Source organism: Streptomyces lunalinharesii (assembly GCF_039532155.1).
Taxonomy (GTDB): Bacteria; Actinomycetota; Actinomycetes; order Streptomycetales; family Streptomycetaceae; genus Streptomyces; species Streptomyces lunalinharesii.
Genome location: NZ_BAAARK010000062.1, coordinates 14,414 through 29,198 on the forward strand (window position 1 = coordinate 14,414; position 14,785 = coordinate 29,198).

Consider the following 14,785-nt stretch of genomic DNA (forward strand, 5'->3'; position numbering starts at 1 on the left):
TCCATCTTACGGGCCCTACCGGGTCCCGAGACCCTCAGTAGACGGGCAGCCGACGGGGCCCGAGGTCAGTGGTGGCGGGCGGTCGGGCGAGCCGGACCGAGGCGCCCAGGACGGCCAGGCCGTGCGGGGCGACGACGACGGGTTCGAGGTCGACGGCGACCACCTCCGGATGGTCGTCGACGAGCCGGGAGACCCGCAGCAGCAGGTCCTCCAGGGCGGCGGTGTCCACCGGCTGGGAGCCCCGCCAGCCGAACAGCAGCGGGGCGCTGCGGATCGACCGGATCTGCTCGTTGACCTCGCGGTCGGTGGCCGGAATGAGCCGGTGAGCTATGTCGCCGAGCAGTTGGGAGGGCGCGCCGGCCAGCCCGAAGGAGAGGACCGCACCGGCAGCGGGGTCAATGGCGGCACGGACGACGGTGTCGACGCCGCGCGGCACCATCGCCTGGACGACCGGTCGCAGCTCTTCGGGGGAACCCAGGAAGTCGGTCAATTCGGCATAGGTGCGGCGGAGTTCCGTCTCGCCGGCGACGTCGAGGCGGACGCCGCCGAGGTCGGCGCGGTGCCGCAGGTGGGGGGCGGTGGTCTTGAGGGCGACGGGGTAGCCCAGGCGGGCTGCGGCCCGGACGGCAGCGTCCGGGGCGGGGGCGGGGAGGGTGGGGCGGGGGTGGATGCCGTAGCGGGCCAGCAGGGCCTCGGCGTCGGCGGGCGGCAGGGCGACGGAGCGGCCGGGGGCGACGTCGGTGGTGAGTCGGTCGAGCAGCCGCTCGACGTCGGCGCCGGCCGCGGCCTCCTGGATGTCGTCGTATTCGGGCACCCGGCCTGGTTCGGCGGCCGCGCGGCGCCACGCGGCGTAGCGGACGGCCTCGGCGAGGGCGCGGACGGCGCGCTCGGCAGCGGGGTAGGCGGGGATCCGGACGGGACGGGGATCGGCCGGGGCCTCGGGGGCCGGCGTCCGGTCCTGGGTCCCAGGGGTGGCACTCCGGGGCTGGGCGGTCGGCTCCGGCGCGTGCGGGTCGTGGGGAGCGGGCGGGGCGGCGAGCGTCGTCGCCAGGTCGTCCATCGCGAGGTGGACGACGGTGACCGGCTTGCCCGGGTGGGTGGTGGCGGCGGCGCGCAGGGCGGCGGCGAGTGCGGGGCCCTCGCCCTCCCCGTGGGCGGCGGCGCCCTCCTCGCCCATCCAGGGGATGGCGGTGACGACGACGGCGTCGCAGGTGTTCCCGGCGAGCGTTTCGGCCAGGGCGGCGCGGAACTCCTCGGGGGTCGCGGCGGACGGCAGCACCCGGGGGCGTTGGGGGCGCAGTCCTTCGGTGAGGCAGGCGTCGTAGGCCAGGAGGGCCAGCGATTCGGAGTTGCCCAGGATGGCGATGCGCGGGCCGGCCGGCAGTGGTTGGGCGGCCAGCACCAGGCCGGCGTCGATGAGTTCGGTGACGGTGTCGACGCGGATCACGCCGGCCTGGCGCATCAGGGCGGCGACGGTGCTGTCGGGGACGCGGACGGTGGGGACGGCGTGGCCCAGGGGGGCGGTGCCGTGGTGCCGGGCCCCCTTGGCGACCACCACGGGTTTCACGGCGGCGGTGCGGCGGGCCAGTCGGGCGAACTTCCGGGGGTTGCCGATGGACTCCAGGTAGAGGATCGCGACGTCGGTGTGCGGGTCGTCGTACCAGAACTGGAGGAGGTCGTTGCCGGAGACGTCGGCGCGGTTGCCGGTCGAAACGAAAGTGGAGATGCCGGCGATGCCGTCGTCGCCGGGGCCGCGCTCGTGGAGTCCGCTGAGCAGCGCGATGCCGATCGCGCCGGACTGGGTGAACAGGCCGATCCGGCCGGAGCCGGGCATCTGGGGGGCGAACGAGGCGTTCAGCCGGACGTCGGGGGCGGTGTTGATCAGGCCGAAGGCGTTGGGGCCGATGAGGCGCATGCCGTAGGAGCGGGCCTGCTGGAGCAGGGCGCGCTGCCGCTCGCGGCCGTCGGGGCCGGCCTCTGCGTAGCCGGAGGAGAGGACCAGCACCCCTTGGACGCCGTGTTCGCCGCAGTCGCGGACGACGTCGGGGACGGCGTCCGCGGGGACGGCGATCACCGCCAGGTCGACCGGCTCGCGGATGGCGCGCAGCGTGCGGGCGGCGGGGACGTCCTCGGGCTGCAGACGGTGCAGGTCCTCGGGGAAGGCGTGGTTGACGGCGTGCACCCGGCCGGTGAAGCCGGCGTCGAGGATGTTGCGCAGGGCGGTGCGGCCGACGCCGCCGGGGGCGCGTCCGGTGCCGACGACGGCGATCGAGCCGGGCGCGAGCAGCCGTTGGACGGAGCGGGCCTCGGCGCGCTGCTCGCGGCCGCGCATCACGGCCAGGGACTGCTCGGTCGGTTCGAGGTCGAATTCGAGGCGGACGACGCCGTCCTCGAAGGTGCGCTTCTGGGTGTAGCCCGCGTCCGTGAACACCTTGATCATCTTGGTGTTGGCGGGCAGCACCTCGGCGGCGAACCTACGGATGCCGCGTTCGCGCGCGACGGCGGCGATGTGCTCCAGGAGGGCGGAGGCGACGCCGCGGCCCTGGTGGGCGTCCTGGACCAGGAAGGCGACCTCGGCCTGGTCGTCCTCCGGGCTCTTGGCGGGCAGCCCGCGGGCGTCGATCCGGTCGTAGCGGACGGTGGCGATGAACTCGCCGCCCACGGTGGCGGCCAGGCCCACCCGGTCGACGTAGTCGTGGTGGGTGAACCGGTGGACGTCCCGGTCCGACAGCCGCGGATACGGCGCGAAGAAGCGGTAGTACTTCGATTCGTCCGAGACCTGCTCGTAGAAGGAGACCAACCGCTCGGCGTCGGCGGGCGTGATGGGCCGGATGCGTGCCGTCCCGCCGTCGCGCAGCACCACGTCGGCTTCCCAGTGGGTCGGGTACGCGTGATCCGGCGGCGTCTGCATGCGGACAGCGTACGGCGGGGCACCGACAACCGGCTCGACGTGCGTACGCTCGATTTCCCGGGCCCACCGCAGCGGGACCGAGGGCCTGGAACGAGGGCCGCAAGGCGCTCGGGAACCGGGACGAAGGGCTGCGGGACCACTCCTGACAGCGTGCGAGAATGGTCTAGACAACAGTCACGACTTTGAAGGGCAACACCATGGCTGAGCGCCGCGTCAATGTCGGTTGGGCCGAGGGCCTGCACGCCCGCCCCGCGTCGATCTTCGTCCGAGCGGCCACCGCCTCCGGTGTCCCGATGACGATCTCCAAGGCCGGCGGCAACCCCGTCAACGCCGCCTCCATGCTCGCGGTCCTGGGCCTGGGCGCCCAGGGTGGCGAGGAGATCGTGCTGGCTTCCGACGCGGAGGGCGCCGAGGCCGCGCTCGACCGCCTGGCGAAGCTGGTCGCGGAGGGTCTCGAGGAGCTCCCCGAGACCGTCTGAGGAGCACCGGGGCCGCCCGCCCTGCCCTTCACTTCTCCTGATGCGGCCCCACCGCGGTAACCGGGACGTCCGGCTGCTGCGGCGGGGCCGTTTCCTGTTGCGCGGACGGCGGCGGAGCCCCGGCCCCTCCTTCCGCTTCTCCGCCCGATTCCCCGCGTGAAGAATCAACCGGCCGTACGGAATATCTCTTCGTGTGCGGAGCATCTCTTCGCGTGCGGAACTCTCGTCGTGTGCGGAAATGGCTCGCCGGGCCGCGGACGTTTCCCGGCGCGTTCCCGTTACCGGGGTGCGGAAATCAGCGCGACTGCGCCCGATCTCGTCCGCCCGATTTCGTGCCGCACCTCTGCCCCTGCATTTCTCGCGCTCGCGGACCAGTCATTCCCCGAGACGTCAGCGCATTCCCGCCACTCCCCTTTTATATACGGGGCGATTGTTAAGCGCGGGCGCGTGCCGTGTTGACGGGCCGTTTCGCCTCCCTCACAGGGGGAGCGGCGTGCCGCAGCCGGTACACGGGCAAGGACCGCTCGATGTGCGCCGCCATGAGGGCGCGCGCCCGCTCCGCGTCGCCACGGACCACGGCGTCCAGCACGGCGCCGTGGTCGTCCCAGGAAGCGGCGGGGCGCGCGGGTGGCTCCACGACGTACATCCACTCGATCTTGCGCCGCAGTTGCATGAGCAGGGCGGTGAGGTGGGGGCTGCCGGTGGCCTGGGCGAGCGTCTCGTGGAACCAGGCGTCCAGTTGGTACAGGTCCGCGGGGTGGCCGTGCCGGACCCGCTCACGACCGAGTCGCACGAGGCCGCGCAGCACCTTGAGGTGGGCGGCGCTGCGGCGGGTGGCCGCACGGGCGGCGCCCAGCGGCTCCAGGGCGGCCCGGATGTCGAGGAGGTCGACGGCTTCCCGTTCGGTGAGTTCGGCGACGCAGGCGCCCGCATGGAGGCGCGTGGTGACGAATCCTTCGGACTGCAGGGTGCGCAGCGCTTCTCGCACCGGGACCCTGGAGACGCCGTACCGCGTGGCGAGAACATCCTCGACCAGTCGGCTCCCGGGCGCGAGCACTCCCGAGACGATGTCGTCGCGAATCGCCGTGCACACCGCATGCGTGGAAATGTGACCTCGCATCGCCTGCGCCTCCACCGTCATCACCGGAAACCGCCGCCGTTCGACGATTTTCCCCGACTGTATTCGACCGGCGCGGATTTCCTCTCCGGAGTTCGAGAATTCATGGGCGCTTTTCGGACGACGGGCGGGGCATCATTCGGTCGGCGAGATGATGGCTGTCCGAAAGCGCCCGCGCAGCCCAGGGAAGCGCCGCCCGTCTTGGGGTAACAGCAGAGCCCCGGCCCACCAGGGTGGTGGGCCGGGGCTCCGGGGGACGGTACTGCGGCGGAGAAGTCGCGGTCGGATCAGACGCTGACGCCGTGCGCGCGGAGGTAGGCGATCGGGTCGATGTCCGAGCCGTAGTCGGGGCCGGTCCGGGCCTCGAAGTGGAGGTGCGGACCCGTGGTGTTGCCGGTGTTGCCGGAGAGGGCGATCTGCTCGCCCCGGGTGACGGACTGGCCGACCGTCACCCCGATCGACGAAAGGTGACCGTATTGGGTGTACGTGCCGTCGTTCATCCGGATCACGATGTTGTTGCCGTACGCGCCGCCCCAGCCGGCTTCGACGACGGTGCCGGACCCCACGGCGTGGACCGACGTGCCGGAGGCGGCGTGGAAGTCGATGCCGGTGTGGCTACCGGAGGACCACAGTCCGCTGGACGCCTTGTACCCGGTGGAGACGTAGGAGCCGGTCACGGGGGCGACGAAGGTGTTGAGGCGCTTGCGCTCGGCCTCGCGAGCGGCGCGCACCTTGGCCGCGCGCTCCTCGTCGGCCTTCTTCTTCACCTCGTCGGCCTTCTTCTTGGCCGCGTCGGCCAGCCGGACGGCCTCGGCCTCGGCCTTCGCGCGCGCCGCGGTGGCCTCGGCGGCCGCCTGCTGCGCGTCAGCCTGTGCCTCGATCCGGACGGCGAGTTCGTCGCCCATCACGACCGCCTGCTGGAGGCCGGTGTCATGGGGGGCCGACTCGTCCGTCGCGGCCAGCGCGGGCGACGCGACGGAGGCGACGACGCCGGAGGCGGCGAGGGTGGCTATGCCGGCGAGGTTGCGGGTGGTGCGAGCGGTGCGGCTCGCACGACGGTGCTTCCCGGTGGCACGGGTGAACGCCATGTACTGGCTGATCCTTTCCTTCCCTCTCGCCTACCGGGTTAGCTGACGGGTTCGGAGCAGGAAGGTCTCCTACGGACTCCTCCGGAGAGGGGCCCGATTCACCCCAAGGGACGGTTGGGTCCCCGGCTCCCCTGGCTCGCGCCGTACGGGGACTCGGCGATGACTGTCCGGTGCCACTGGTGTGGCGGACTTGTGACGAACAGCCGGACCGACGCTAATCGGGACAACTTTCAATCGGCAAACAGAACCGGATTTTTGTGCGCCACGCCACACGCGAATCGGGCAACCGACGCAACAAACCGGTCACCACCGGCCCGTCACAGTGACGACCGACCGGAGCCGCAGGCGCCGGCCCGGTAGCCCCACGGAGCGCACGAACGAAACGGCTCCCGTGGCAAGTGACCGCCACGGGAGCCGCTTTGTCGATGATTGACGAGCCGTCGGATGACGCCCCGTCACAGGGTGGGTCAGCCGCTGACGACCGTCACCTCGCCGATGCCCAGCGCCTTGACCGGCTCGGCGATCTGCGCCGCGTCACCGACCAGGACCGTCACCAACCGGTCCACCGGGAACGCGTTGACGACCGCGGCGGTCGCCTCGACCGTGCCGGTCTCCGCGAGCCGGACGTACAGCTGCGCCTGGTAGTCGTCGGGGAGCTGCTGCTCCACCTGGTCGGCCAGCGTGCCGGCGACGGCGGCGGAGGTCTCGTACTTCAGCGGCGCGACGCCGACGAGGTTCTGCACGGCGACGTCCCGCTCGGCGTCCGTCAGCCCCTCGGCGGCGAGGGTGCGCAGCACCGTCCACAGGTCCTGGAGGGCCGGCCCGGTGGAGGCGGTGTCCACCGACCCGCTGATGGCGAGCATGGCGGCGCCGGTCGCGCCCTCCGGGGAGGACGGCGCCGAGGAGCGCAGGACCTGCCCGAAGGACCGCACGCCGTAGGTATAGCCCTTCTCCTCGCGCAGCACCCGGTCCAGGCGGGAGGTGAGGGTGCCGCCGAGGCAGTACGTGCCGAGCACCTGGGCGGGCCACACCCGGTCGTGCCGGTCCGCGCCGATCCGACCGATGAGCAGCTGCGTCTGGACGGCGCCGGGGCGGTCGACGATCACGACGCGGCCGGTGTCGTCCGCGACGATCGGGGACGGCTTCTGCGGATCGGCGGTGGAACCCGTCCAAGCGCCCAGGGTGTCGGCCAGTGCGGCGTCCAGGTCGAGGCCGGTGAAGTCACCGACGATGACGGCGGTGCCGGTGGCGGGGCGGATGTGCGCGTCGTAGAAGGCGCGGACGGCGGCCGCGTCGATCCGGGCGACGGTCTCCTCGGTGCCCTGACGGGGCCGGGACATCCGGGAGGTGGCCGGGAAGAGCTCCTTGGACAGCGCCATCGCGGCCCGCCGGGCCGGGTTGGCCAGCTCGTGCGGGATCTCGTCGAGGCGGTTGCCGACCAGCCGCTCGACCTCCCCCTCTGGGAAGGCGGGGGCGCGCAGCGCGTCGGCGAGCAGGCCCAGCGCGCGCGGCAGCCGGGACGCCGGGACCTCCAGGGAGACCCGTACACCGGGGTGGTCGGCGTGCGCGTCCAGGGTGGCGCCGCAACGCTCCAGCTCGGCGGCGAACTCCTCCGCGGTGTGCTTGTCGGTGCCCTCGGACAGCGCCCGGGACATGATCGTGGCGACCCCGTCGAGGCCCTCGGGCTCGGCCTCCAGCGGGGCGACGAGGTTGATCTCCACGGCGACGACCTGCTGGCCGGGGCGGTGGCTCGTCAGGAGGGTCAGCCCGTTGGGCAGCTGGCTGCGCTCGGGGGCCGGGAAGGCCCACGGCTTGGCGGCACCGCTGCGGGGCTGCGGGTGGAACTCCATGGTGCTCACGGGGGTGGTGGCGTCGGTCACTTGGCCGCCTCCTCTTCCTCGGTGCCGGCGGCGTCGGTCTGCGCGGTCGGCTCGTAGACGAGCGCGGCGCGATTGTCGGGGCGCAGCCGGGCCTTGGCGACCGCCTGCACCTCCAGCGGGGAGATCTCCAGGACGCGCTGGACGGCGCTCAGCGCGAGCTGCGGGTCGCCGAACAGGACGGCGAAGCGGCACAGTTCGTCGGCGCGGCCGCTGACCGTGGCGAGCCGGTCCAACCACTCGCGCTCCAGTTGGGCCTGGGCGCGCTCCATCTCCTCCGGGGTGGGCCCCTCTTCGGCGAAGCGGGCCAGCTCCTCGTCGACGGCCGCCTCGATGGCGGGCACCTCCACGCCACCGGACGCCTTGACGTCCAGCCATCCGAGCGAGGGCGCGCCGGCCAGCCGGAGCAGGCCGAAGCCGGCGGCGACGGCGCTGCGGTCGCGCCGCACCAGGCGGTTGTAGAGCCGGGAGGACTCGCCGCCGCCCAGGATGGTGAGCGCGAGGTCGGCGGCGTCGGCCTCACGGGTGCCGTCGTGCGGGAGGCGGTAGGCGGCCATCAGGGCGCGGGAGGGGACCTCCTCCGCCACCACGGTGCGCAGCTGTTCGCCGATGGTCTCGGGCAGGCTGCCGTCGCGCGGCGGCTGCTTGCCGTCGTGCGAGGGGATCGAGCCGAAGTACTTCTCCACCCAGGCCAGCGTCTGCTCGGGGTCGATGTCGCCCACGATGGACAGGACCGCGTTGTTGGGCGCGTAGTAGGTGCGGAAGAAGGACCGCGCGTCCTCCAGGGAGGCGGCGTCGAGGTCGGCCATCGACCCGATGGGGGTGTGGTGGTACGGGTGGCCGTCCGGGTAGGCCATCGCCGTCAGCTTCTCGAAGGCCGTGCCGTAGGGGACGTTGTCGTAGCGCTGGCGGCGCTCGTTCTTGACGACGTCGCGCTGGTTTTCCAGGGACTCTTCGTCGAGCGCGGTCAGCAGCGAGCCCATCCGGTCCGCCTCCAGCCAGAGGGCAAGCTCCAGCTCGTGGGCGGGCATGGTCTCGAAGTAGTTGGTGCGCTCGAAGCTGGTGGTGCCGTTGAGCGAACCGCCGGCGCCCTGGACGAGCTCGAAGTGGCCATTGCCCTTCACCTGCGCGGAGCCCTGGAACATCAGGTGCTCGAAGAGGTGAGCCAGGCCGGTGCGGCCCTTGACCTCGTGGCGGGAGCCGACGTCGTACCACAGGCAGACGGCCGCCACCGGCGTCAGGTGGTCTTCGGAGAGCACCACGCGCAGGCCGTTGGCCAGCCTGTGCTCGGTTGCTGTCAGGCCGCCGGAGCCGGCTTCTTCAGTGGCCGTGTGACCCATGGGCATGTACGTCCCTTCGATCCGCTTGCGAGGAAGTTCTGTCACTGTATGCAACCGCGTCGGCATCTGGCGAAGTTCCCGTGCGGAAGGCCCCGAACGTGCGCCGTCCCCCACGGCGGGGCGGGAAGGGGGGAGTCGTGGTGAGCGTTGTCAGTGGGGCGGTCCACAATGGTCGGCGTCAGACTCATCGGACTCGCCGGTCGGTCCGCCGGCCGGCCGGTCAACGTGGATCCCCGAGTTGGTCCGAAGCGTTGACCCAATAGCGTTGATCCCACAGCGTTGATCACACATCGGCAGTAGACGCAGCAGAAGGAGCCGCAGCCGCGATGGCCCGCCGCAGCACGAAGACCCCGCCGCCGGACGACTTCGAGGAGAGGATCCTCGACATCGACGTCGTCGACGAGATGCAGGGATCCTTCCTCGAGTACGCGTACTCGGTCATCTACTCGCGCGCCCTGCCGGACGCCCGCGACGGTCTCAAGCCCGTGCACCGCCGCATCCTCTACCAGATGAACGAGATGGGCCTGCGGCCCGAGCGCGCGTACGTGAAGTGCGCCCGAGTCGTCGGTGAGGTGATGGGCAAGCTCCACCCGCACGGCGACGCGTCGATCTACGACGCCCTGGTCCGCATGGCGCAGCCGTTCTCGATGCGGCTGCCCCTGGTGGACGGGCACGGCAACTTCGGTTCCCTGGGCAACGACGACCCGCCCGCCGCGATGCGGTACACCGAGTGCCGGATGGCGTCGGCGACGTCCCTGATGACGGAGTCCATCGAAGAGGACACCGTCGACTTCACGCCCAACTACGACGGCCAGGAGCAGGAGCCGGTCGCCCTCCCCGCCGCGTACCCGAACCTCCTCGTCAACGGGACGTCCGGCATCGCCGTCGGCATGGCGACGAACATGCCGCCGCACAACCTCGGCGAGGTGATCGCCGCGGCCCGCCACCTGATCAAGCATCCGAACGCCGATCTCGAAACCCTGATGCGGTTCGTGCCCGGTCCGGACCTGCCGACGGGTGGCCGGATCGTGGGCCTGGGCGGGGTGCGGGACGCGTACGAGAAGGGCCGCGGCACGTTCAAGATCCGCGCGACGGTCGCGGTGGAGAACGTCAGCGCCCGCCGCAAGGGCCTGGTCGTCACCGAACTCCCCTTCGCGGTCGGCCCGGAGAAGGTCATCTCCAAGATCAAGGATCTGGTGGGGGCCAAGAAGCTCCAGGGCATCGCGGACGTGAAGGACCTCACCGACCGCGAGCACGGCCTGCGGCTGGTGATCGAGGTCAAGAACGGCTTCCACCCCGAGGCGGTGCTGGAGCAGCTCTACAAGCTCACGCCGATGGAAGAGTCCTTCGGCATCAACAACGTCGCCCTGGTGGACGGCCAGCCGCTGACGCTGGGCCTCAAGGAACTGCTGGAGGTCTACGTCGACCACCGCTTCAACGTGGTGCGCCGACGCAGCGAGTTCCGCCGCACCAAGCGGCGCAACCGGCTCCACCTGGTCGAGGGCCTGCTGACCGCCCTGGTGGACATCGACGAGGTCATCCGCCTGATCCGCTCCAGCGAGAACAGCGCCCAGGCCAAGGAGCGCCTGATCGAGCGCTTCGCGCTCAGCGAGGTGCAGACCCAGTACATCCTCGACACCCCGCTGCGCCGGTTGACCAAGTTCGACCGGATCGAGTTGGAGGCCGAGCGTGAGCGGCTGGAGTCCGAGATCGCGGAACTGACCCGGATCCTGGAGTCGGACGCTGAACTGCGCAAGCTGGTCTCCGGCGAGCTGGCAGCGGTCGCCAAGACGTACGGCACGCCGCGCCGGACGGTCCTGCTGGAGTCGGCGGGCTCTCCGGTCTCCGCCGTGCCGCTGGAGGTCTCCGACGACCCGTGCCGGGTGCTGCTGTCCTCCACGGGCCTGCTGGCGCGCACCACGACGGCGGAGGCGGCGTTCGACGCCGATGCCAGGCGTGCCAGGCACGATGTGATCGTCTCGGCGGTGCCGGCGACCGCACGTGGTGAGGTCGGCGCGGTGACGTCCGACGGGCGGCTGCTGCGGCTGTCGGTGATCGACCTGCCGCAGCTTCCGGACACCACGACGCCCAGCCTCTCCGGTGGCGCCCCCATCGCGGAGTTCCTGAGCCTCCAGGACGGCGAGCAGCTGGTGTGCCTGACGACCCTGGACGAGTCCTCACCGGGTCTGGCCCTCGGCACGGAACAGGGCGTCGTGAAGCGGGTGGTGCCCGACTATCCGTCCAACAAGGACGAGTTGGAGGTCATCACCCTCAAGGACGGTGACCGCATCGTGGGCGCCGCGGAGCTGCACACGGGGGAGGAAGACCTGGTCTTCATCACCGACGAGGCACAGTTGCTGCGCTACCCGGCGTCGCAGGTCCGACCACAGGGCCGGCCGGCGGGCGGCATGGCGGGCATCAAGTTGGGCCAAGGCGCGAAGGTGATCGCCTTCGCTGCGGTCGATCCGGCCGTGGACGGCGTGGTGTTCACGGTCGCCGGGTCGCACGGCACGCTGGACGACTCGGTGGCGACGGCGAAGCTCACACCGTTCGACCAGTACCCGCGCAAGGGCCGGGCCACCGGTGGCGTGCGCTGCCAGCGGTTCCTCAAGGGCGAGGACTGCCTGACGATGGCCTGGGTCGGCGCGGCACCGGTGCGCGCCGCCGACGCCAAGGGCGCGGCCGTCGCACTGCCGGAACCTGATCCCCGCCGGGACGGCTCCGGCTTGCCGCTGACCACGAAGGTGGCAGCACTGGCCGGTCCCGTGTAACCACGACGAACTGCGTACGTGACGCCGCCGGGGTGGTGAAGAGCCACCGCGGCGGCGTCATTCGTAGGCGGGGAATCACCGCGACGGGGATGTAGCCGGAGGCATACCGCCGCTTCTCTCTCCCCCACCACAAGACCGCAGCCGGCAGGGGCCATCGTGGGGCAGCGGACGGAGTAGACAGCCCCATCCGATCCCCTCCCCCTCTTCCTTCATTCCTCCCGCGAAGGCACATACCTCAGCACACCCCACATGCTGTTCTCGTCAGCCTCCTCGGGCACCACCTGGCGGCAGTTATCCAGCTCCTTACCCAACGCCGGGGCATCGATCCCGCTGCCGATCATCACCAGTTGGGTGGTCCGCTCCTCCCCCTTCGCCCAGGGCTCGGGGTAGAAGCGCAGGAAGTTGCCGACCGCGTGCAGTACGAACTTCTGCCGGTTCTCCGGGACGTCGAAGTGGACGAACCCCTTGATGCGGTAGAGACCACTCGGGCGGCTGTCGAGGAACCCCATCAGCCGACGCGGATGCATCGGCTCCCTGGACACGAACTCCACGCTCTCGTAGGCAGCATGGAGATGCCCGGCATGGTCGTGGTCGCATGCGTAACAGTCCACGTGATCACGCTCGTCGCAAGCATCCGCCCCCCGCCCCGGAGCGCTGCTGTCAGCAGCCTCACGCAGCACATCTTCGAAAGACAGCTGGCGTACGGTGGCGTCGCGGTCCTCCCCCGGTCCGCGGTCGAAGAACATCTCCGGGTCGATCCGCCCAAAGGCCGTACAGAGCACCGGCCGTCCAGGAGCAAGATCCGCGAGCCTGCCGATCAGTTCCTGACGCGCCTCATCCTCGACCCGATCGGCCTTGTTGAGCACCACGAGATCGGCGATCGCCACGTGTCGGTCGAGTTCGGGGTGCCGCGCACGGGTGTCCTCGAATTCCGCGGCATCGACGACCTCGATCAGCCCTCCGTAGACGATGCGGTCGTTGTCACTCGCAAGGATCATCCGGATGAGTTCCTGCGGCTCGGCCAACCCGCTGGCTTCAATGACGATCACGTCGATGCGCGCGGCAGGGCGGGCCAGCCGCTCCAGATAATCATCCAACTCACTGGTGTCGACCGCGCAACACAGGCACCCGTTGCCGAGCGAAACCATCGAGTCCACCTGCCCGGCGACCGTCATGGCATCGATCTCGATGCTGCCGAAGTCATTGACGATCGCGCCGATCCGGGTGCCGTCGCCGGCACGCAGCAGATGGTTGAGGAGGGTGGTCTTGCCTGACCCCAGGAAGCCCGCGAGGACGACGACCGGAATCTGTTGCGTGGCCAAGGGAGCGCCTCCATGGAGCGGGCGGCGGGCCGCACGGCCCGGCGGCGGACGACTGTCGATCGTAACGGACCACCGGCGTCGCGGCCCGACCTGCTTCACCCCGTTCGATCCACCCGGGCCGAACGAGCCACGATCGTGACCACCTGCCATGACACACCGGGCGCCCGGGCGACCCCGATCACCCCACAAGGCGCACTCGCGTTTTCGAACCCTGCCGTCTCAGAAGGGCTGCTCGCGGACCACCTGAAGCGGGTCCCTCGCTCCGCCCTCAGGGCTTCCGCTGGTCCACAGGGGGTTTCGCCGACGCCGTCCACCGGCGCCTCGCACCCACCGGCCGGCGCCGCAGCCGTCGGCCTCCACGCCCGACTCCGCTATACCGGAAGCCGCACACTCCTCCGCCGCTGGTCGTCGCCTGCCTTGCCGCTCTTCCGGCATTCCAGACATAGAACTCCGGGTTAGGCTCACCTTCGTGAGCACATGCACCCGCGCTTCCCTTGATGCCGCCGAACCCCTCGCCGGAACAGCAGCCACCGCCCGGACCTGGCTTTTGATCGAACAAAGCGGGCCGTGGGGAGCCAAGGCGCTGACGGACAGCCACCTCGACCCGGACCTCGGCCGGGCCCTGGAAGTCGCGGCAGAAGGCACTGGCGTACGTGTTGCTCTCATCCGCCGTCCCGGACGCCATGCCGACTTTCACGGCGCTCCCCGACGCCGGCTCTTCCTCGCGCACACCGCGCCGGGCCACTCCTGGATCCGCACCACCACCGTCACCGATGTGCAGGCCGCTCTCAGGCTGGATTTCGGCGCCGCGGGAGCCGGAGATCATCGCGGCCTTTGGGAGCCGTACACCGGCGAACCTGTGGTGCTGGTGTGCACCAACGGCAAACGGGATCGCTGTTGCGCCCTTTTCGGCCGACCGCTGGCCGCCCACCTGGCCGCCGAGGGCTGCGTGACCTGGGAGGTGACGCACATCGGTGGCCACCGCTTCTCCCCCACGCTTTTCGTCCTTCCCCACGGCTACGCCTACGGTCGCGCCTCGGCTGAACTCGTCGAGAACGTCGTGGAAGCGGCGCGTGATGGCCTCGTCGCCCTCGATCAGTGCCGCGGCCGCTCGACGTGGGACCGACCGGCCCAGGCCGCTGACCTCGCAGTCCGCGAACTCCTTCGGGAGTGGCGCGCGGACGCACTCGACGTCGTACGGACCGACTCGGTGCGGCCCAAAGCGGGGGATGCCCACAGCCAGCCTCCCGTTGCCGGGGCGGCTGCGGGCTCCAGTCGCAGCTGGGCGGTCACCGTCGCGCACACCGACGGACGTGCCTGGCGGGTGGTAATCGACCAGCGGGCCGATGGCGCTCCGGCGCCCGCCAGCTGTGGTGCGCCGCTCGGTCCACCGACGCGTATGGCGGTCACCTCCATCACCGCTCTTGCGGACAGCCCCGGCGCCGGGGTGCGTCTCGTGCCCGCGCGACCGCCACGCTGACGTCTGGGGCGGTTCTGGACCGGCGGCCTCCCCACTCCGCTTCGTTTGCCTGGTTTCACCGGCTGATTCCCCACCTGTCCCAACGACACGAGCCAACGCGACCCCCAGGACCAGTCCCAACGCAACGGCACATCCGATCCCCAACACCGGCCCCACAGCGCGTAGGCCGATGACCCGATACTCGGTGCCTCGCACCACCGTTCCGAGCGCCCCTGCACCAGCCACCACAGCACACACGCCTGCGCTCCCCTCCGCACGCGACCATCGCGCGCACTTAGAGGTCCTAACAGAAGTGGTTGATCATGTGACTGTTGGCTTGTCCGCTCGTTGGTCTGGTCGTGGGGAAGAGACAGGCACGGCCGTGGATCGTGTCGGATGAACTGTGGTTGCTGATCGAGCC

The 14,785-nt window shown here is 70.9% G+C and carries 9 protein-coding genes and 1 riboswitch; of the genes, 3 read left to right on the forward strand and 6 right to left on the reverse strand.

Annotated elements, in window-relative coordinates; genetic code table 11:
- Positions 1–34: 34 nt before the first annotated feature.
- Positions 35–2,911: a bifunctional acetate--CoA ligase family protein/GNAT family N-acetyltransferase gene (locus ABD385_RS38980; protein WP_344584728.1), complete on the reverse strand. Its 2,877-nt coding sequence runs from the start codon at positions 2,909–2,911 to the stop codon at positions 35–37.
- Between the two features lie 197 nt (positions 2,912–3,108).
- On the opposite strand from ABD385_RS38980, the gene ABD385_RS38985 reads away from it, so the two are divergent.
- Positions 3,109–3,390 carry an HPr family phosphocarrier protein gene (locus tag ABD385_RS38985; protein ID WP_344584729.1) on the forward strand — a complete coding sequence of 94 codons (282 nt, stop codon included), beginning with the start codon at positions 3,109–3,111 and terminating at the stop codon, positions 3,388–3,390.
- A 433-nt stretch (positions 3,391–3,823) separates the two neighbouring features.
- Here the strand turns inward: ABD385_RS38985 and ABD385_RS38990 are convergent, their stop codons facing one another.
- The 4 genes from ABD385_RS38990 to ABD385_RS39005 all read right to left on the reverse strand — a co-directional run bounded on the left by ABD385_RS38990 (position 3,824) and on the right by ABD385_RS39005 (position 8,812).
- A complete protein-coding gene (locus ABD385_RS38990) occupies positions 3,824–4,510 on the reverse strand; it encodes a GntR family transcriptional regulator (RefSeq protein WP_344584730.1) in 687 nt (228 codons plus the stop codon).
- 284 nt (positions 4,511–4,794) lie between these two features.
- Positions 4,795–5,595, reverse strand: a complete 801-nt coding sequence (locus tag ABD385_RS38995) for a M23 family metallopeptidase (protein WP_344584732.1) — start codon at positions 5,593–5,595, stop codon at positions 4,795–4,797.
- A 12-nt stretch (positions 5,596–5,607) separates the two neighbouring features.
- Positions 5,608–5,764, reverse strand: a riboswitch (cyclic di-AMP (ydaO/yuaA leader).
- Positions 5,765–6,062: 298 nt separating this feature from the next.
- The gene (locus tag ABD385_RS39000; RefSeq protein ID WP_344584738.1) at positions 6,063–7,445 is read right to left on the reverse strand and encodes a M16 family metallopeptidase; all 1,383 of its coding nucleotides are present in this window, start codon (positions 7,443–7,445) and stop codon (positions 6,063–6,065) included.
- 26 nt (positions 7,446–7,471) lie between these two features.
- Complete coding sequence (locus tag ABD385_RS39005; protein WP_344584739.1) at positions 7,472–8,812, reverse strand: M16 family metallopeptidase; 1,341 nt, start codon at positions 8,810–8,812, stop codon at positions 7,472–7,474.
- Between the two features lie 326 nt (positions 8,813–9,138).
- Here ABD385_RS39005 and ABD385_RS39010 point away from each other — a divergent pair, with 326 nt between their 5' ends.
- Positions 9,139–11,583: a DNA gyrase/topoisomerase IV subunit A gene (locus ABD385_RS39010; RefSeq protein ID WP_344584733.1), complete on the forward strand. Its 2,445-nt coding sequence runs from the start codon at positions 9,139–9,141 to the stop codon at positions 11,581–11,583.
- A gap of 209 nt (positions 11,584–11,792) precedes the next feature.
- On the opposite strand, the gene ABD385_RS39015 is transcribed toward ABD385_RS39010, so the two are convergent.
- The gene (locus ABD385_RS39015) at positions 11,793–12,905 is read right to left on the reverse strand and encodes a CobW family GTP-binding protein (RefSeq protein ID WP_344584734.1); all 1,113 of its coding nucleotides are present in this window, start codon (positions 12,903–12,905) and stop codon (positions 11,793–11,795) included.
- Between the two features lie 469 nt (positions 12,906–13,374).
- On the opposite strand from ABD385_RS39015, the gene ABD385_RS39020 reads away from it, so the two are divergent.
- Complete coding sequence (locus ABD385_RS39020) at positions 13,375–14,385, forward strand: ferredoxin family protein (protein ID WP_344584736.1); 1,011 nt, start codon at positions 13,375–13,377, stop codon at positions 14,383–14,385.
- Positions 14,386–14,785: the final 400 nt, after the last annotated feature.

Excerpts from the sequence above, each read along its gene's own strand:
- ABD385_RS38995 (WP_344584732.1), bottom strand. The coding sequence starts at position 5,595 with ATGGCGTTCACCCGTGCCACCGGGAAGCACCGTCGTGCGAGCCGCACC.
- ABD385_RS39010 (WP_344584733.1), top strand. The coding sequence starts at position 9,139 with ATGGCCCGCCGCAGCACGAAGACCCCGCCGCCGGACGACTTCGAGGAG.
- ABD385_RS39000 (WP_344584738.1), bottom strand. The coding sequence starts at position 7,445 with ATGGAGTTCCACCCGCAGCCCCGCAGCGGTGCCGCCAAGCCGTGGGCC.
- ABD385_RS39005 (WP_344584739.1), bottom strand. The coding sequence starts at position 8,812 with ATGGGTCACACGGCCACTGAAGAAGCCGGCTCCGGCGGCCTGACAGCA.
- ABD385_RS38985 (WP_344584729.1), top strand. The coding sequence starts at position 3,109 with ATGGCTGAGCGCCGCGTCAATGTCGGTTGGGCCGAGGGCCTGCACGCC.
- ABD385_RS38990 (WP_344584730.1), bottom strand. The coding sequence starts at position 4,510 with ATGCGAGGTCACATTTCCACGCATGCGGTGTGCACGGCGATTCGCGAC.
- ABD385_RS38980 (WP_344584728.1), bottom strand. The coding sequence starts at position 2,911 with ATGCAGACGCCGCCGGATCACGCGTACCCGACCCACTGGGAAGCCGAC.